This is a genomic window from Pseudoalteromonas sp. SR44-8 (genome assembly GCF_014163635.1).
GTDB classification, from domain to species: domain Bacteria; phylum Pseudomonadota; class Gammaproteobacteria; order Enterobacterales; family Alteromonadaceae; genus Pseudoalteromonas; species Pseudoalteromonas rhizosphaerae.
Genome location: NZ_JACJDS010000102.1, coordinates 1 through 419, shown reverse-complemented (window position 1 = coordinate 419; position 419 = coordinate 1). Strand labels below are relative to the sequence as shown.

1 protein-coding gene is annotated in these 419 nt (G+C 52.0%); it reads left to right on the top strand.

Annotation, left to right across the window (positions count from 1 at the left end):
• The coding region (locus H5183_RS21505; protein ID WP_182732693.1) for an Ig-like domain-containing protein at nucleotides 1-419 on the top strand (419 nt) is incomplete at both ends.

Genomic DNA, 419 nt, shown 5'->3' with positions numbered 1-419 from the left:
GAAGCCAATGCCAGTGTCAGTGTGACTATCAGCGATGGTTCGAATAACCAATCGCGTACTGTGACGGCTGATGGCTCTGGGGCATGGACTATCAGTGGTAGTGAGTTTGATGTCAGCAGCTTTAATGATGGCACGCTCACCGTCAGCGCCACACAAAGTGATGCGGCGGGTAATACTTCAAGCGCAACCAGCACCTCAGTGATTTTAGATAACGCAGCACCGAATGCCTTGACGATTGCCACCCCGATTGAGGTTGATGGCCGGATCAATGCTGTAGAAGATGGCAGTGTATTAATCACCGGCTCTGGCGCAGAAGCCAATGCCAGTGTCAGTGTGACTATCAGCGATGGTTCGAATAACCAATCGCGGACCGTGACGGCTGATGGCGCAGGTACATGGACTATCAGTGGTAGTGAGTT